This is a genomic window from Bradyrhizobium murdochi (assembly GCF_000472965.1).
Lineage (GTDB): Bacteria > Pseudomonadota > Alphaproteobacteria > Rhizobiales > Xanthobacteraceae > Bradyrhizobium > Bradyrhizobium murdochi.
This window is the reverse complement of record NZ_AXAU01000002.1, coordinates 133,268-149,066: the sequence shown is the minus strand read 5'-3', so window position 1 is coordinate 149,066 and position 15,799 is coordinate 133,268. Positions and strand designations below refer to the sequence as shown.

Genomic DNA, 15,799 nt, shown 5'->3' with positions numbered 1-15,799 from the left:
TACGCGACTCCGCTGTAACGCTTCAGGCTACTGCGCCATCGAGCTGCTGTTGCCGCCGCCCTGCAGCGCCATCTTGGAATTGAACGGCGAGTCGCCCTGCTTGGGTTCGAGCACGACGACCACGGTGCCCGTCTTCACCCGGCTGTAGAGGTCGATGACGTCCTCGTTGGTCATGCGGATGCAGCCCGACGAGATCGAGGCGCCGATATATTCCGGCTGGTTGGTGCCGTGGATGCGGAACAGCGTGTCGCGGTTGCCCTGGTACAGGTAGAGCGCGCGGGCGCCGAGCGGATTGTCGACGCCGCCGGGCACCGAGGCCGGCAGGCCCTCGATACGCTTGTGAATGTCGGCGGTCGGCGTCCATTTCGGCCATTCCGCCATGTTGCCGACGCGCGCGATGCCGGAGAATGCGAGGGCTTCCTCGCCGACGGTGACGCCGTAGCGGATCGCTTTGCCGCCGTCCTGGACCAGATAGAGGTAATGGTTGTCGGAATCGACAACGATGGTACCGGGCAGTTCCTTGCGGTGATAGTCGACGATGGCGCGGCGGAACGGTTCCGGGGGCTTGACGGCCGCGTAGCGCGCCTTGGCAAGCTGGGCCTTGTCGTTCGGCTTGAGGGTGGCTTCAGGGGCGGCTTGATAGGTGGTTGCCGGCATGCAGCCGGACAACGCAAGGCCGGCGGCGAGCAGCCCCGCAAATACTTTCAGCGACGACATGGTACACTTCCAATCGAAAGTCAGGCGTTCGCAAGCCACAATCTTGCGCCTCAAACGCGACGATTCCATTAATCTCATTATCCGCAAAAGCCGGCTGACATGCCAGCATTTGCACGTCCATTCTGCGCTGCGGAAGGCTGGCTGTGGCTTTTATGCCGCAAATTTTGCGACTTCCGGTTGATTTCCGGGCAGGGATGGCGCGGAACCAAATCGCGGCCGCGCCGCCGCCACCTCGCTGCCATAAATATCGACTGTCGGTTAATGCGCGGGTCATGAAGCGCTTGCCAGAATCGGGTTTAGTGCCGCTGGGTGAGATTTCCCACCGGTTCCGGAGTTGCCCATGTTTTCGGTGTTTGTTCCCTTCGAATCTACCCTGAAGAAGCTCCCGGACGTGGACCCGGCGGCATTGCCGGACAATGCGGTCTGGATCGACCTGTTGAACCCGACGGGGCAGGAGGACCGCGCGGTCGAGCGGCTGGCCGGGATCGCGGTGCCGACCCGGGAAGACATGCAGGAGATCGAGATTTCCAGCCGGCTCTACATTGAGAACAGCGCCCGCTACATGACCGCGACGCTGATGTGCCAATCCGACACCGACATGCCGAAGACCACGGCCGTCACGTTCATCCTCGCCGGTCACCGTCTGGTGACCGTGCGCTACGACGAGCCGAAGCCGTTTGCGCTCGTTGAGCACAAGCTGGCGCGCTCATGCATGCCGGGGATATCGGGCGAGATGGTGCTGATGGAACTGCTCGACGCGGTGATCGACCGCTGCGCCGACATTCTGGAGCGCGCCGGCGCCGAGGTCGACCAGGTCTCGCACGACATCTTCGAGCCCGAAAGCGCACGACATGGTCAGGCCAAGCGATACTCGCAGATCCTGATCGCGATCGGGCGCAAGGGAGATCTGGTCTCCAAGATCCGCGAGAGCCTGGTCTCGATCGGCCGCGTCGTCACCTTCCTGTCGGCGGTGGTGGAGGGTGTCAAATGGTCCAAGGATATGCGCGAGCAGCTCAAGACCATGCAGCGCGACGTCGGTTCCCTGACCGACCACGCCTCCTACCTCTCCAACAAGATCACCTTCACGCTCGACGCCATGCTCGGCGTCGTCAATCTCGAGCAGAACAACATCATCAAGTTGTTCTCGGTGATGGCGGTGGTCTTGATGCCGCCGACGCTGATCGCCTCGATCTACGGCATGAACTTCAAGGTGATGCCGGAACTTGAATGGGTGCACGGCTATCCGATGGCGCTATCCATGATGCTCATGGCAGCAGTGCTGCCGTACTTTCTTTTCAAGTGGAAGAAGTGGCTGTAGATCACAGTTCCGTGCGGTTCCCGATGTGCGAAAGATCGGCTCAAGCCACCGCTAAAATTTGAGCGGTGGACTGAACGAATGGTCGAAACTTGTCTGCGATAACGTGTCTCTCAGGCCGCGAGGACCCCATGGTTGAGAAACTCATAATGTCGCCACGCAACGTCATCGATCTGGCCCGCTATCAGCAGGGCCGCAGCGTTGGCAAGGCGCAGGCGTTCTCGACGCGGCTTTGCCGGCACTGCGGTGCTGTGCTGGCGGACGGCGAGAACGAGGACGAGTGTTCGAGCACATTCAACGTCGCTGCGACCACTGCTCTGCGCACTGCGCAGCGGAAGTTTTGCGCGGAGTGAATATCGTATCCGCAAACGTCGACCTCATCCTGAGGAGCGCGCTCTTGCGCGCGTCTCGAAGGATGGGCCACGGGCCTCGTGGTTCGAGACGGCGCTAGCGCGCCTCCTCACCATGAGGGTTTAAGAGTTGCGACATCCAAGCACTAAACGTGCTGGCCGCCGTTGATGTGAATCTCGGCGCCGTTCACATACGAACTGGTTTCCGTGCACAACACGTAGATGATCTTGGCGACCTCGTCCGGCGTGCCGAGGCGATGCATCGGAATCTGCTGCTCGACGATCTTCTCGGTGCCCGGCGACAGGATCGAGGTGTCGATCTCGCCGGGCGCGATCGCGTTGACGCGGACGCCGACGCGGCCGAAATCGAACGCCATCTCGCGCGTCAGCGCGGCAAGCGCCGCCTTCGAGGTCGCATAGGCCGCGCCCGCGAACGGGTGCACACGCGAGCCCGCGATCGAGGTGACGTTCACCACCGCGCCCCTGGCGTGTTTCAACTCCTCGAGCAGTCCGCGCGCGATCATGATCGGCGCGAAGAAGTTGACGTGAAAGACGTGGTTCCAGGTTTCGACATCGGTGTCCATGGTGCCGAGCCGTTCGCCGCCCGGCGCCTTCGGCGAGATCGCCGCGTTGTTGACCAGCGCGTGCAGCTCGTCGTTCTCCAGCCGCCTGCGAATCTCGGAAATCGCGCGCACGGTGTCGTCATGGCTGCCGAGGTCGACCTCGATGTGATCCTCCGGGCCGGCGCCCCACGGGCAGACTTCCGGGAAGGCATGCCGCGAACAGGTGATGACGCGCCAGCCGGCCGAGGAAAACCGGATAGCGGTGGCATGGCCGATGCCGCGGCTGGCACCGGTCAGGAGCAACGTGCGCCGCGGCGCGTTGGATGAAGAGGGCATTTAGGTTCTCTCGTTGTGCCGGGGCATAGTAGTCTGCTTTGCGCAGACTACGTAGACTTGTCTGCGCTCCCGGGCGTCCACGTCTTGCTTGATCACATCGACGGACGTGGATGGTCGGGACATCCTACACCAAGACGGGTTTCGCGCCTTGGTCCGGCCATGACGCTTTTGAGTTTAGGGATAGAGCCGCACCTTGCTCCAGGCTTGTGACGGCGCATCGCGGCGGAATTCTATGCGGTCGTGCAGGCGGTACGGCCGGTCGTGCCAGAATTCGAAACGCTGGGGCGCAATGCGCCAACCGCTCCAGCCGGATGGGCGCGGCACTTCGCCGATGATGTATTTGGCCGCGACCTTGGCGATTGCCTGCTCGAAGGCGAAGCGGCTCTCCAGCGGCTGCGACTGCTTGCTGGCCCAGGCGCCGATCTGTGCCTGCTTCGGACGCGTCGCGAAATAGGCATCGGCTTCCTCGTCCGTTACCGGCGTCACGCTGCCGCGGATGCGCACCTGACGGCGCAGCGACTTCCAGTGAAATAGTAAAGCGGCCTTAGGATTTGTGGCGAGTTCGCGGCCCTTCTGGCTGGCGATGTGGCTGTAGAACACGAAACCATCCGCATCATACCCCTTCATCAGCACCATCCGGACATCGGGTAGCCCGTCGGCATCGACGGTCGCCAGCGCCATCGCGTTGGGATCGTTCGGCTCGGACTTCACGGCTTCTGCAAACCACTCGGCGAACAGCGCAAACGGTTCCTCGGCCGCGGTAAAATCACCCGATGTTAACGGTGTCGGGTGTTTGATGGAGGTCGTGTCCGTCATCTCAGGAGTCCCAGTTGCGTACCCTCGCGTCCGAGAACGCGTTGCAGCCCCGATACGGGCACGCCCTATATAGGGCATGGGGACGCATTGGCCTATCGGCGATCGGGCCGAGGGGCGCTGCGATGACGTTGATTTTGATCGGTCTCGGCTCGGGCGGCTGCAGCCTGTCGTGCCCGGATGCCTACGCCAAGATGCACGCTGCCGACGTCACGGGGACATTGGGCAAGCAGCCGGCCGCCCCGCCGGTGCCGACCGAGAGCGATCTCGCCTTTGCCCGTACCGCCGCTTCCGACGTGCTGACCAAGGGCGACAAGGACTCCAGCCAGCCCTGGGAAAATCCGGAAACCGGCGCGCGCGGCTCGGTGACGCCGCTGTCCCAGGCCTATTCTGCGGAAGATGGGCGCACCTGCCGGGATTTCCTGGCGAGCTACGTCAACGGCCGCTCGGAAAGCTGGCTGCAGGGCGCCGCCTGCAAGGCAGGCCATGGTCGATGGGAAATCCATACAATTAAGCCGTGGACGAGGGGATAACGTCTCAAATCGCCCTTCAAGCGACGTGGTAGTTGCAAAAATGCAACTGGCTCCCCAGATGAAGCCAAAGCGGGCGAATTGCCCTAAGCTTCAAAAACCGAATTTCCGTGAAGGAGACGTGACGGATGCGCGACCCCTATGAGGTCTTGGGGGTGCCGCGAGGCGCCAGCGCTACGGCGATCAAGAGTGCCTACCGCAAGCTCGCCAAGAAGCATCACCCCGACAACAACAATAACGATCCGAAGGCTGCGGCGCGATTTTCTGAGATCAACGCGGCCAACGAGATCATCGGCGACGAGGACAAGCGCAAGCAGTTCGATCGCGGCGAGATCGATGCCGAGGGCAAGCCGCGCTTCCAAGGCTTTCCTGGTGGAGGTTTTTCCAGCGATCCGCGTGGCCGAGCCGGTGGAGGCGGTTTCGAATCCTACACTTTCCGCAGCGGCGGCGGTCCCGGCGGCATGGGTGGCGCGGGCTTCGAGGACATCCTCAACAGTATGTTCGGCGGCGCAGCCAGGAGCGGACGTGCCGGCAGCAGCCGGACCTTTGAATTCGACACCGGCGGAGTCGGCCTCGATCTCGATCTGAACGTCACCATGACGGTGTCGCTGCAAGAGTCGGTAAAGGGCGGGGAAAAGCGCGTCCGTTTGCCGACCGGCAAGGAGCTCAACGTCAAGATCCCCGCAGGCGTCACCGCCGGTCAGCAGATCCGGCTAAAGGGGCAGGGCGAAACCGCGCCGGGCCACCCGCCGGGTGATCTCCTGATTACGGTCAGCATCGCCCCGCATCCCTTCTTCAAGGTCGATGGCAGCGATTTGCGCCTGGATCTGCCCATCACGCTCTATGAGGCGGTGTTGGGCGGCAAGGTCCGCGTGCCCACCCTGGGTGGCGCGGTCGAGCTCTCGATCCCGAAAAATACCTCGAGCGGCCGCACCTTCCGTCTCAAGGGCAAGGGCCTGCCCAAGCCCGGGGAAACTGGGGACCTGCTCGTCACCACCCGAATTATTTTGCCCGACGGGAACGATAGCGAGCTCGAGGCATTGATGCACAAGTGGCGCGATGGCCACCCGTACAATCCGCGCAGTGATTTCGACTGATTCGGCCGGGTTCGCGGCGCAGAATTTGCGTGGAATTGGATAGTGGGGTTCCGAGCAGGAGTTTCCCAAAAAAGCGCACTTCTTCCTGGAAACAAAGGGTTTCCCGGAAAAAGGGGCGGCCTCGAAAGGGGGACCAGCGCGGTACCAAACCCCGATCGAGGCCGCTTGCGCCGATCGGCGGATCGAACGCTGCTCATTTTCGCGTGATCACCCGGTGCATTAATGAGACGCACCGGTGTTTTGATTCCAGATTTTCGGTGTCAGAATTTGGACAAGCGGCGCGGGTGTTGCCGATTCGCCGCTTTTCGCCGCCGTCACCCGGATGAATCGAAGCGCAATCCGGGAACACGTGATCCGGTCGCAACGATCTCCGGGTTTCACTGAGTTCCACCAGAGCTACGGGTCAGCTCTTCTTTTCCAGCTGATCGTAGACAGCTTGGGCGATCTGGGTCAGCCGCCCCCGGTCGGCGCCGGTCGACACCACTGCATAGACGACGCCGTCGTCGGCCCAGAACAGGGTGCTCTCCTTGCCTTCCGCCGCGTACCGCATTTGGGTCGTCTCGGCGTCCGATTTTGCAGTGTAGATCGTGAAACGTTCGCCTGAGGCGCTCTCATACATCATAAAGGATGCCGGGCCCCCGGAACCCGGCAATAGCCGTCCGCCGACGAGTTTCAACCCAGCCCCCGCCAGTTCCGGGGCGCGGACGACCCAGCCGCAGCGCTTGGTCAGCCACTGCTGCAGATGATGGCGTTCGCTGCCCGGCACCTCGACGGGATGCCGCACTTCCACCACGTAAAGCCGGTGCGCTTCGATCGCATGCACCGTCAAATTTTGGAAAGCCGAGGGTGCAGTCGCCGCGCCGCGCGCGAACCAGCCGATGCCGCCGCCGACGATGAACGCCGCCAGCGTCGCCGCCACCGTGCCGTACACCCATCTGCGCGGCTGTCGCACCAGCCGTTCGATATCGAGCCGTCTCGGCACCGCCTCGTCGACAACCGAATCGTACCTGGTATGCAGCGCTTCCGCCATCGCGCGCCACGACCGCACCCGCGCGGCATCGTCGGGATGCGAGGCGAGCCACGCTTCGACGTCGCCGCGGCGTTCTGCCGGCAGCTCGTCGTCGACGTAAGCATGCAGCTCGTCTTCGGTGACGGGAATGTTGCGATCGGTCATTGTCGTCTCTGTCTATCCTGATCTGCTGCGTAACGCGTTTCGTGCGCCTTCGTCATTTCACCCGCCTGAGCGCCGCGCGTTCGCCCTCGAGCGAAGCTTTGACATGCGCGCGTGCGCGGGCAAGCCGGGACATTACGGTGCCGATCGGCACGCCCTGGATGTCGGCGACCTCGCGGTAGCTCAGCCCTTCCAGCATCACCAGGAGCAGCACCGAGCGCTGTTCTTCCACCAGCGTTGCCAGCGCACGCGCAATATCGCGGCCTTCCGCCTCGGTGCCGCTGGCGTCCGGGTTGTTGTCGAGCAGCGGCATGAACTGCGGCCGCCGCGCCAGCGATCGCCGCCGGTTCTTGTTCAAATTGGTCAGGATCGTATAGAGCCAGCTCCTGACGTCGCCGCCGAGAAACAGCCGCTCGGAACGCAACGCACGCACCAGCGTATCCTGCACCAGGTCGTCGGCGATGTCGGCATCGCGCGCGAGTGCGCGTGCATAGCGGCGGAGCGCCGGAATCATGGCTTCGACACTTTGACGAAACGCGCTCATCAGCACCAGATTGCAAGAGTTATGAGGCGCGAACGCCTTACCTAACATAACACCCAATTGACGCGTCTATTCCAGCCATTGAGCCGCACGCGAAACAGCGTTAATCCGAACGGCGGATTTGGGCTCGACCGTGCCGGAGTGCTGGTGTACCTCCAAGCCTGGATGGAAAGCCCTGGATGGAAGCGCGATTGGAAAGCAGATGTCGCAAAAATCAGGTCTGATGCAAGGCAAGCGCGGGGTGATCCTCGGCGTTGCCAACAACCGCTCGATTGCCTGGGGCATCGCCAAGGCATGCCACGACGCGGGCGCGGAAATCGCGCTCACCTGGCAGGGCGATGCGCTGAAGAAACGGGTCGAACCTCTGGCCAAGGAGCTGAACGGCCTTTTGCTGGGCCATTGCGACGTCACCGATGCCGCGACGATCGATGCGGTGTTCGATGTGCTCCGCGAAAAGTGGGGCAAGATCGATTTCGTGGTCCACGCCATCGCGTTCGCCGACAAGGACCAACTCGAGGGCCGCTATCTGGAGACGACGCAGGATAATTTCTCCAGGAGCATGCTGATCTCCTGCTATTCGCTGACTGCGATCACGCAGCGCGCCGAGAAGCTGATGACCGACGGCGGCTCGATCCTGACGCTGACCTATTACGGCGCCGAGAAATGGATGCCGCATTACAACGTGATGGGGGTTGCGAAGGCAGCCCTGGAGGCCAGCGTGCGCTATCTCGCCGCTGACCTTGGTGAAAAGAACATCCGAGTCAACGCGATCTCGGCGGGGCCGATCAAGACGCTGGCGGCGTCCGGCATCGGCGATTTCCGCTACATTCTGAAGTGGAATGAATACAACGCGCCGCTGCGCCGCACGGTGAGCATCGAGGAAGTCGGCGGCAGCGCGCTGTATCTGTTGTCGGACCTGTCGCGCGGCGTCACCGGCGAGGTTCATCACGTCGATTCCGGCTATCACGTCGTCGGCATGAAGCGCCCCGACGCGCCAGACATCTCGCTCTCCAATTCGGTAGCCAAGGAATAGCCGTAAAGTCCGATGCCTGCGCCCGTGATCTACTACATCCGCCATGGCGAGACGTCGTGGAACGCGGAAGGCAGGCTGCAGGGCGCGCAGGACATTCCACTGAACGATCTCGGCCGCAAGCAGGCGGCCCACGCCGGCAATGTCCTTGCCGATCTCCTGAAGCGGGACGGCCGCGACAAGTTCGCGCTGCCGTTTGTCGCCAGCCCGCTCGGCCGCGCCCGGGTGACGATGGAATTGGTGCGTGGCGCCCTAGAACTTCCGCCGGAAGACTACGCGCTCGACGACCGCCTGCGTGAGATCCGCTACGGCGTCTGGGAGGGCTCGACTCTGGCCGAGATGCAGGCCGCCGACCCCGTGCTCTACGCCAAGCGGCTGACAGCGAAGTGGACGATGGCGCCGGAAGGCGGCGAGACCTATGCCGAGGTGCAGCACCGGATGCGCGACTGGTACGATTCCGTGCGTGCGGACACTGTCGCCGTGGCCCATGGCGGCACCGCGCGGGCGCTGATGGTGGCGCTCGGTATCGAGACGCCGGCCAGCGCCGCCGACCTCGTGATCGAGCAGGGCGCGGTCTACGTGTTCCGCGACGGAGCCTTGCGGAAATATAGTTAAGCGCGGTGTTTAAGGCCGTCATTCCGGGGCGATGCGAAGCATCGAACCCGGAATCTCGAGATTCTCAGGGGCGCAAGGGGCGCCCCATAGTTCGCCCTTCGGGCGCCCCGGAATGACACCGCAGTTTGACCGCCGTGGCCCCCCGCGTTACGACACGGTCAGTAGTGACTTACGAGCCAAGCACGCCATGTCCCACAACACCTACGGCCATCTGTTCCGGGTCACGACCTTCGGCGAAAGCCATGGGGTCGCGATCGGCTGTGTGGTCGACGGCTGTCCGCCGCTGATCCCGCTGACATCAGAGGACATCCAGCACGATCTCGACCGCCGCCGTCCGGGCCAGTCGCGCTTCACCACCCAGCGCCAGGAGCCGGATGCGGTCAAGATCCTGTCCGGCGTGATGGCGCATCCGGAAACCGGCGTGCAGGTGACGACGGGAACGCCGATCGCGCTGTTGATCGAAAACACCGACCAGCGCTCCAAGGACTATTCCGAGATCAAGGACAAGTTTCGCCCGGGGCATGCCGACTTCACCTATGAGGCCAAATATGGCCTGCGCGATTATCGCGGCGGTGGACGCTCGTCGGCGCGCGAGACCGCAACCCGCGTCGCGGCCGGCGCCATCGCGCGCAAAATTCTGCCCGAGGTGAAGGTGCGCGGCGCGCTGGTGCAGATGGGCCCGCACAAGATCGATCGCGACAAGTGGGACTGGGACGAGATCGCGCGCAATCCATTCTTTTGTCCCGACAAGGACAAGGCCGCCTTCTTCGAGCAGTATCTGGACGGCATCCGCAAGAGCGGCTCCTCGATCGGCGCGGTTATCGAAGTGGTCGCCGAAGGCGTGCCGGCGGGATGGGGCGCGCCGATCTACGCCAAGCTGGACGCCGACTTGGCGGCCGCCATGATGAGCATCAATGCGGTGAAAGGCGTCGAGATCGGCGCGGGCTTTGCTGCTGCCGAATTGTCGGGCGAGGAAAACGCCGATGAAATGCGCACCGGCAACAACGGCACGCGCTTCCTGTCCAACAATGCCGGCGGCGTGCTCGGCGGCATTTCGACCGGTCAGCCGGTGGTGGTGCGCTTTGCGGTGAAGCCGACCTCGTCGATCCTGTCGCCGCGCAAGACGGTGGATCGCGCCGGCGCCGACACCGACATCATGACAAAAGGCCGCCACGACCCCTGCGTCGGTATCCGCGCGGTTCCGGTCGGCGAGGCGATGATGGCCTGCGTGCTGGCGGATCATTTCCTGCGCCATCGCGGGCAGGTCGGCTGACGCCGGACCTCTCTCAACGTCAAGCGTTCCTGTCGCCTTGACGCGCGCCGAACTTGCGCGGCAAATACCGGCGTGATGGATATCTCCGAACTACAGAAGCTGACCGACTGGCTGATCGACGGCGGGCGAACCGCGACCAGCCCGACCCGGTTCATGGCCGAGTGCGCCGAGCGAATGGTCGCGGCCGGCTTGCCGCTGTGGCGCGTCGGCGTCTTCGTTCGTACCCTGCACCCCGAAATCTATGGGCGCAGCTTTATCTGGAAGCCAGGCGCCGAGGTCGAGGTCGGTTCGGTCGATTACAATATCCTGCAGTCACCGGATTTTCACAGCAGCCCGCTGATCATCGTGTTCCAACAGGGGCTGGAAGTTCGAGCCCGGCCCGATGATCCCCAGAGCAGCCGTTTTCCAATCATCGACGACCTTCGCGCCGAAGGCGTCACGGATTATGTCGCCCTGCCGCTGCCCTTCATTGGCGGCACGGTGAACGCATCGAGCTGGACCACCAAGCAGCCGGGCGGGTTTACGGATGAACAGTTGGCGGCGCTGCGGAGTCTTGCCAAGCCGCTAGCGCGCGTGGTCGAGATCCTCAGTTTGAACCGCATGGCTGCCAGCCTGCTCGATACCTATGTCGGCAACCGCGCCGGCGAGCGGATCATGGGCGGGCAAATTCGCCGCGGCCACACCGAGACGATGAATGCCGCGATCTGGCTGTCCGATCTGCGTGGCTTCACGGCGTTGTCGGACCGGCTGCCGGCCGAGGCCGTCGTGGACATTCTGAACCGCTATTTCGATTGCCAGGTCACAGCGATCAAGAAGCACGGCGGCGACGTGCTGAAATATATGGGCGACGGGCTGCTCGCGGTGTTCCCGATCGATGAATATGTCGGCGACGAGCGGCAAGTCTGCTCGCATGTGCTGGAGGCCGCCCACGAATCCCGCGCCAGCATCGCCGAGCTGAATTACCCGATTGGAGACGCGGTCGAACGTTTTCGTTTCGGCCTCGCCCTGCATGTCGGGCGAATTCTCTACGGCAATATCGGCGGCGGCAACCGGCTCGACTTCACCTGCATCGGTCCGGCGGTCAATCTCGCGGCGCGGCTGGAAAAGATCGCCAGCCAGCTCGGCCGCACCGTCGTCGCCTCCGAAGGCTTTGCCGGAATTTGTCGCGGCGGTTGGAGCGAGCTTGGCGAGTTTCCTGTCGCCGGTTTTGCAAAGGCCGCGCGCGTCTATGGCCTCGCCGATGAGACCTCGGCGGCGGCTTAGAGAGTCTGATGAGATCGGGTTCAGTCGATCGCCTGGAATCCCCCTCTCCCAGGCGCGGAGAGGACGGATTGCGCCGGGGAATGCGAAGCATGGTCCAGTGCAATCCGGGTGAGGGTCGCGGCGCTCAGTGAGACTGTAACCCAGTTCTCTGAGTCAAGTTCTGGGCCGTGTACTGAGCGGCTGGCCGTCTGATGTCAGCTCTACCTCCAACAGCAGCGGAAAAGCCGACATCTCCTGAGGTCGCAAAAGGGCCATCAACGGGCATGAATCATAAGCAGAACGCGCTCAGGCGGTAGTTGGTCTCGTTATTGTATGATCGCATTTGGCGAAGGGCCGCGAAGAAACGGCGAGAAGGACCTCGCCGGCCGAGCGACAATAAGCGGCGCGGCCCGCTCGGTTGATCGGCACCGCAGTGTGTATCTGCACATCGGTTTGAGTGAGACGCAAGGCCGGCAGGCAAAGTGACCGACGGGCCCTCCCGCAAAGACGCCCGAAATCAAAGCTCCGAGGGCCAGCCACGACTATTACACTGGCGACTTCCTCCATCCGGGTTAAAACTACTTCGGCTGCTGGCTGATCGACATGACGTAGGCGGTGGCCTTCCAAATCTCTTCATCGGTCAGCACATCGCGCGACGCTGGCATCCGGAGACCGCTCCCCATTCGGCCGTCGGCGATCGCTTGGAACACACTTCTGGGGTCAAGGGCGCGGCGGGTGAGATTGATCCCGCCTTTGCCGCCCTCCCCATGGCAACGTGAACACTGTTTTTGCAAAAACAGATCATGGCCCGCCGCAATCATTGTGGGGTCTTTCAGGTTCGGAACGTCTTCTTGCGGATAGGCGGCGTCGCCAACGAAAATGCAGGCAATCGTCATCAGCACCAGTTTGTACATCATGGAACTAGTCCGCGACTAAAGCGCGATAGGGGCGGCTGCTCCCGGCCGCCCCTGTTTAGTTCGCTATTTCGGCAGCTTAAACGCGATAAGGGTCGAAGCCGCAGGCATCTTCTCAAGTTGAGGGAACAATGCGGGAAGCAAGATTGCAGCGTAGGAGCCCCACCCGCTTGGGACCAAAATGTACTGCTCGCCAGCGACGGCGTAGCTGATGATACCGCTGCGCATTCCCGATCCGGTATTGAAGCTCCACAGCACCTTTCCGGTATCGGCATCGAAGGCCCGCAGAATGCCGGTCGGGTCGCCGTTGAACACGAGCCCGCCGCCGGTGGTCAGGACGCTGGCGAAGCCGGGGACATCCATCTCATGCGTCCATTTGCGCTCGCCAGTAAATGGATCGCGTGCATCGAGCCGGCCGGGCTTGCGCCCATCGGGTGCCATCACCAGCCGTCCAAAATCACTGGCGCCGATATGGCCGGTGCCATAGTCCTTGGGATCGTCCTTCTGCGCCACTGGTTTGAGGTAGCCGCAGAAATCCAGCACGTTGTTGTACCAAAGTCCGGTGTTGGGGTTGTAGGCGCCGGCATTCCAGCTACGTCCACCGAAGGTGGACGGACAGATCAGCGTCTCCTGATTCATCGGCAGTTCGACGCGGCCGATCAACTCGCCGGTCCTCTTGTCGATGTCTTTGACAAAATTCTTGAGATCGCTGACTGGCCAAATGTTCTCGATGCTGCCATCATTCTTGTCCAGCACGAAAACGTAGCCGCTCTTGTTCATGTGGACGATCAAGTCCTTGCCGTCCTTCTTGAACAGGAGCACCTCATACGCCGAATCGTAGTCCCATACGTCTTGCTTAATTTCCTGCCGATACCATTTCAGATTGCCGGTCTTGGGATCGAGAGCGACAATCGAATCGGTGTAGAGGTTGTCACCCTGCCGGTCCTCATTGATGAAATCCTTCCCCGGATTGCCAGTGCCGTAGAAGACCGTGTTTGTCTCCGCATCGTAGGTACCCGGCATCCAGGCACCGCCACCGCCGTATTTGCCGCTCGTGCCAGGCCAACTCTTCGGGTCGTCCTTGATGGTGTTGAACTCCCAGACCTTCTTGCCGCTTTTGGCTTCGACACCGAAGATTTTCCCTTGCGTCGCCAATTCGCCTGCAGTCGATCCGAAAGTCAGCATATCGCCAGCAACGACGGGCGGCGAGGTGAAATTGCAACCGTGGCAGTTCGCAAAATCGGTCAACTGGACTTGCCATATCTCCTTGCCCGTTTTTTGATCGAGGGCGATGCCGCGCCCATCCACTGTTCCGATGAAGACCTTGCCGTCGCCGACCGCGACGCCACGGCTATACGGTGAGAACAACACCTTCTTGGTGAGCGGATCGAGCTTCGGCTGATAGTTCCAGACCTCCTGCCCGGTCTTCGCGTCCAGAGCCGCCACCCGGTTCCCAGAGGTTATCGAATAGATCACGCCGTCTATCGCCAAAGGCGTCTCTTGGATGCCCATGGTGATATCGCCGCCCTGGGCGATCCATGCCACAGAAAGCTTGCTGACGTTGTCCTTGTTGATTTGATCGAGCGGGCTGTAACGCCACGCGTTGCTGGTCCGATTGTATTGCGGCCAATTGTTCGGGTCTTCAGTGCCCGGGGCCTCAGCGAGGGCAACTGTTGCGGTGCTGAGCAAGCAAGTCAGACCCAAACTTGCCGCTAAAATCAATTTACCCATTATCATTCCTCCCTCTGATGGTTTCGGTGCCTCCCTCTGATGGTTTCGATGTTCTACTTAAGCCGCGGCTCCCGCCGGATGCCGTAAATCTTTCAGTTTGCTGCACGGAATAGGCGCCACTCATTGGGCACACCTTTAAGCGTATAAGTGCCGTATTCTTCCAGGACCAGGCCGGAGCCAGCCACTAGATCGCGCACTGTCTGCGAGACCAGCACTTCGCTTGGAGGCGCGATGGAGGCAACGCGCGCGCCGGTATGCACTGCGATACCAGCAATGTCGTTACCTACGAGCTCGCATTCACCAGTATGAACGCCGCACCGTACTTCAAGATGGAGCGAGCGCACCGTATCGCGGATGGCACCAGCACAGCGCACCGCTCGCGCCGGCCCGTCGAAGGTGGCGAGCAAGCCGTCACCTGATGTGTTAATCTCCCGCCCGCGGTACTGATGCAAGACCTCACGCACCCTGGCATAAAACGTCTCAAGCAACTCCCGCCAGGAATTGTCGCCAAGTGTCGCCGCCCGTGCTGTCGAACCTGCGATATCTACAAACAGCACGGTTGCGAGCACCCGCTCTGGCTCGTGAGCATGGCGTCTGCCTGTCAAAAACTGTTCGACCTCATCAAGAATCGAATCTTGATCGCCAAACCAAGCCATGTGATCCTCGCCTGGAAGCTCGACTAGCTTTGCACCGGGGATATGCTGAGCCATGTAGCGTGCATGCTCCACGTCGATCACGCGTTCTGCGGTACGGTGTAGAATGAGCGTCGGCACGCGGGTCGCGGGCAAGATATGGCGCACGTCGATCTCGCGGTTCATTTTCATGATTGCCGCCGCCGCGCCAGGACTTGCCGATGCCCTGAAATATGAAGCCAAGCCCTCCGCGGCACGAGGGTCACTGGCGATGCTGGGCGCCCACATCGTGGCGCTTATTCCTTGCGGGGTTCCCCAGTAGTGTTCGATATTGTCAAGTACATTGTTCCACTTTGCGTCGTTCCAGCCAAACGGATAATCGGTCGACCAGGAACGCTTGGCGTAAGCGCCGTACAGAACGAGAGCCGAGGTTCGTTCCGGATAGGTGGCGGCATACAGCAAGGACATCGGGCCGCCCTCGGAAATGCCAAACAGCGCCGCACGCTCGGACCCGACTTCGTTCAAGATGCTCTGCACATCGTGCATACGTTGTTCGAGCGTAAAAATCTGAGAGCTTCGATCGGACATTCCAGTGCCGCGTTTGTCGAAAATGATGACGCGACAGAACGAGGCGAGACGCCGAAAGAATCTGCTTCGATTCGGCGACTGCCATATGGCCTCGATGTTCGACACGAAGCCCGGCACGAAAATTAGATCAAGCGAGCCCTCGCCGAACACTTGATAGGCGATGTATACGTCATCGCTCTTGACGTAGTGGGTTGAGGGAACCTCAGCCATCGCTCCTGTCCTTGACAGGCTACGCCGTGCTCGTCTCTCCGATACAATGCTATCACATACAGCATGGCAGAGAGTGAGACACAGGGGCGCATCCCTTTGGAGCCGGATGGTCGGTCTCCTTGGTCTATCGA

The 15,799-nt window shown here is 61.8% G+C and carries 16 protein-coding genes; 8 read left to right on the top strand and 8 right to left on the bottom strand.

Annotation, left to right across the window (positions count from 1 at the left end):
* Nucleotides 1-27: 27 nt before the first annotated feature.
* Nucleotides 28-717 (bottom strand): L,D-transpeptidase, encoded by a 690-nt coding sequence (locus YUO_RS0108205; RefSeq protein ID WP_028346816.1) that lies wholly within the window; start codon nt 715-717, stop codon nt 28-30.
* Between the two features lie 340 nt (nt 718-1,057).
* Here YUO_RS0108205 and YUO_RS0108200 point away from each other — a divergent pair, with 340 nt between their 5' ends.
* Together YUO_RS0108200 and YUO_RS0108195 are read left to right on the top strand one after the other, a co-directional pair.
* Entirely contained in the window at nt 1,058-2,035 is a 978-nt protein-coding gene (locus YUO_RS0108200; RefSeq protein ID WP_028346815.1) for a magnesium transporter CorA family protein, read from the top strand.
* Nucleotides 2,036-2,163: 128 nt separating this feature from the next.
* Entirely contained in the window at nt 2,164-2,385 is a 222-nt protein-coding gene (locus tag YUO_RS0108195) for a hypothetical protein (RefSeq protein WP_028346814.1), read from the top strand.
* Between the two features lie 143 nt (nt 2,386-2,528).
* Here the strand turns inward: YUO_RS0108195 and YUO_RS0108190 are convergent, their stop codons facing one another.
* Nucleotides 2,529-3,281 carry an SDR family NAD(P)-dependent oxidoreductase gene (locus tag YUO_RS0108190; protein ID WP_028346813.1) on the bottom strand — a complete coding sequence of 251 codons (753 nt, stop codon included), beginning with the start codon at nt 3,279-3,281 and terminating at the stop codon, nt 2,529-2,531.
* A 174-nt stretch (nt 3,282-3,455) separates the two neighbouring features.
* Entirely contained in the window at nt 3,456-4,097 is a 642-nt protein-coding gene (gene pdxH / locus YUO_RS0108185; RefSeq protein ID WP_028346812.1) for a pyridoxamine 5'-phosphate oxidase, read from the bottom strand.
* 122 nt (nt 4,098-4,219) lie between these two features.
* Here pdxH and YUO_RS0108180 point away from each other — a divergent pair, with 122 nt between their 5' ends.
* Together YUO_RS0108180 and YUO_RS0108175 are read left to right on the top strand one after the other, a co-directional pair.
* Entirely contained in the window at nt 4,220-4,627 is a 408-nt protein-coding gene (locus YUO_RS0108180) for an RT0821/Lpp0805 family surface protein (RefSeq protein ID WP_028346811.1), read from the top strand.
* Between the two features lie 125 nt (nt 4,628-4,752).
* On the top strand, nt 4,753-5,721 hold the full coding sequence (locus YUO_RS0108175; protein WP_028346810.1) for a DnaJ C-terminal domain-containing protein: 969 nt from the start codon (nt 4,753-4,755) through the stop codon (nt 5,719-5,721).
* 403 nt (nt 5,722-6,124) lie between these two features.
* Here YUO_RS0108175 and YUO_RS0108170 read toward each other — a convergent pair whose 3' ends face one another.
* Entirely contained in the window at nt 6,125-6,895 is a 771-nt protein-coding gene (locus YUO_RS0108170; RefSeq protein WP_028346809.1) for an anti-sigma factor family protein, read from the bottom strand.
* A gap of 52 nt (nt 6,896-6,947) precedes the next feature.
* Entirely contained in the window at nt 6,948-7,436 is a 489-nt protein-coding gene (locus YUO_RS0108165) for an RNA polymerase sigma factor (RefSeq protein WP_027537716.1), read from the bottom strand.
* 199 nt (nt 7,437-7,635) lie between these two features.
* Between YUO_RS0108165 and fabI the strand changes: the two genes are divergently transcribed.
* The 4 genes from fabI (at nt 7,636) to YUO_RS0108145 (ending at nt 11,614) form a co-directional block, all read left to right on the top strand.
* Complete coding sequence (gene fabI / locus YUO_RS0108160) at nt 7,636-8,466, top strand: enoyl-ACP reductase FabI (protein WP_028346808.1); 831 nt, start codon at nt 7,636-7,638, stop codon at nt 8,464-8,466.
* Nucleotides 8,467-8,478: 12 nt separating this feature from the next.
* The gene (locus tag YUO_RS0108155) at nt 8,479-9,078 is read left to right on the top strand and encodes a histidine phosphatase family protein (RefSeq protein WP_028346807.1); all 600 of its coding nucleotides are present in this window, start codon (nt 8,479-8,481) and stop codon (nt 9,076-9,078) included.
* Nucleotides 9,079-9,265: 187 nt separating this feature from the next.
* The gene (aroC, locus tag YUO_RS0108150; RefSeq protein WP_028346806.1) at nt 9,266-10,351 is read left to right on the top strand and encodes a chorismate synthase; all 1,086 of its coding nucleotides are present in this window, start codon (nt 9,266-9,268) and stop codon (nt 10,349-10,351) included.
* Between the two features lie 75 nt (nt 10,352-10,426).
* Entirely contained in the window at nt 10,427-11,614 is a 1,188-nt protein-coding gene (locus YUO_RS0108145) for an adenylate/guanylate cyclase domain-containing protein (protein ID WP_028346805.1), read from the top strand.
* Between the two features lie 557 nt (nt 11,615-12,171).
* On the opposite strand, the gene YUO_RS0108135 is transcribed toward YUO_RS0108145, so the two are convergent.
* From YUO_RS0108135 to YUO_RS0108125, 3 genes are all read right to left on the bottom strand, one after another.
* On the bottom strand, nt 12,172-12,510 hold the full coding sequence (locus YUO_RS0108135) for a c-type cytochrome (protein ID WP_083754523.1): 339 nt from the start codon (nt 12,508-12,510) through the stop codon (nt 12,172-12,174).
* A gap of 63 nt (nt 12,511-12,573) precedes the next feature.
* Nucleotides 12,574-14,238, bottom strand: a complete 1,665-nt coding sequence (locus YUO_RS0108130) for a pyrroloquinoline quinone-dependent dehydrogenase (RefSeq protein ID WP_028346803.1) — start codon at nt 14,236-14,238, stop codon at nt 12,574-12,576.
* Nucleotides 14,239-14,330: 92 nt separating this feature from the next.
* The gene (locus tag YUO_RS0108125) at nt 14,331-15,668 is read right to left on the bottom strand and encodes an adenylate/guanylate cyclase domain-containing protein (protein WP_028346802.1); all 1,338 of its coding nucleotides are present in this window, start codon (nt 15,666-15,668) and stop codon (nt 14,331-14,333) included.
* Nucleotides 15,669-15,799 lie beyond the last annotated feature (131 nt).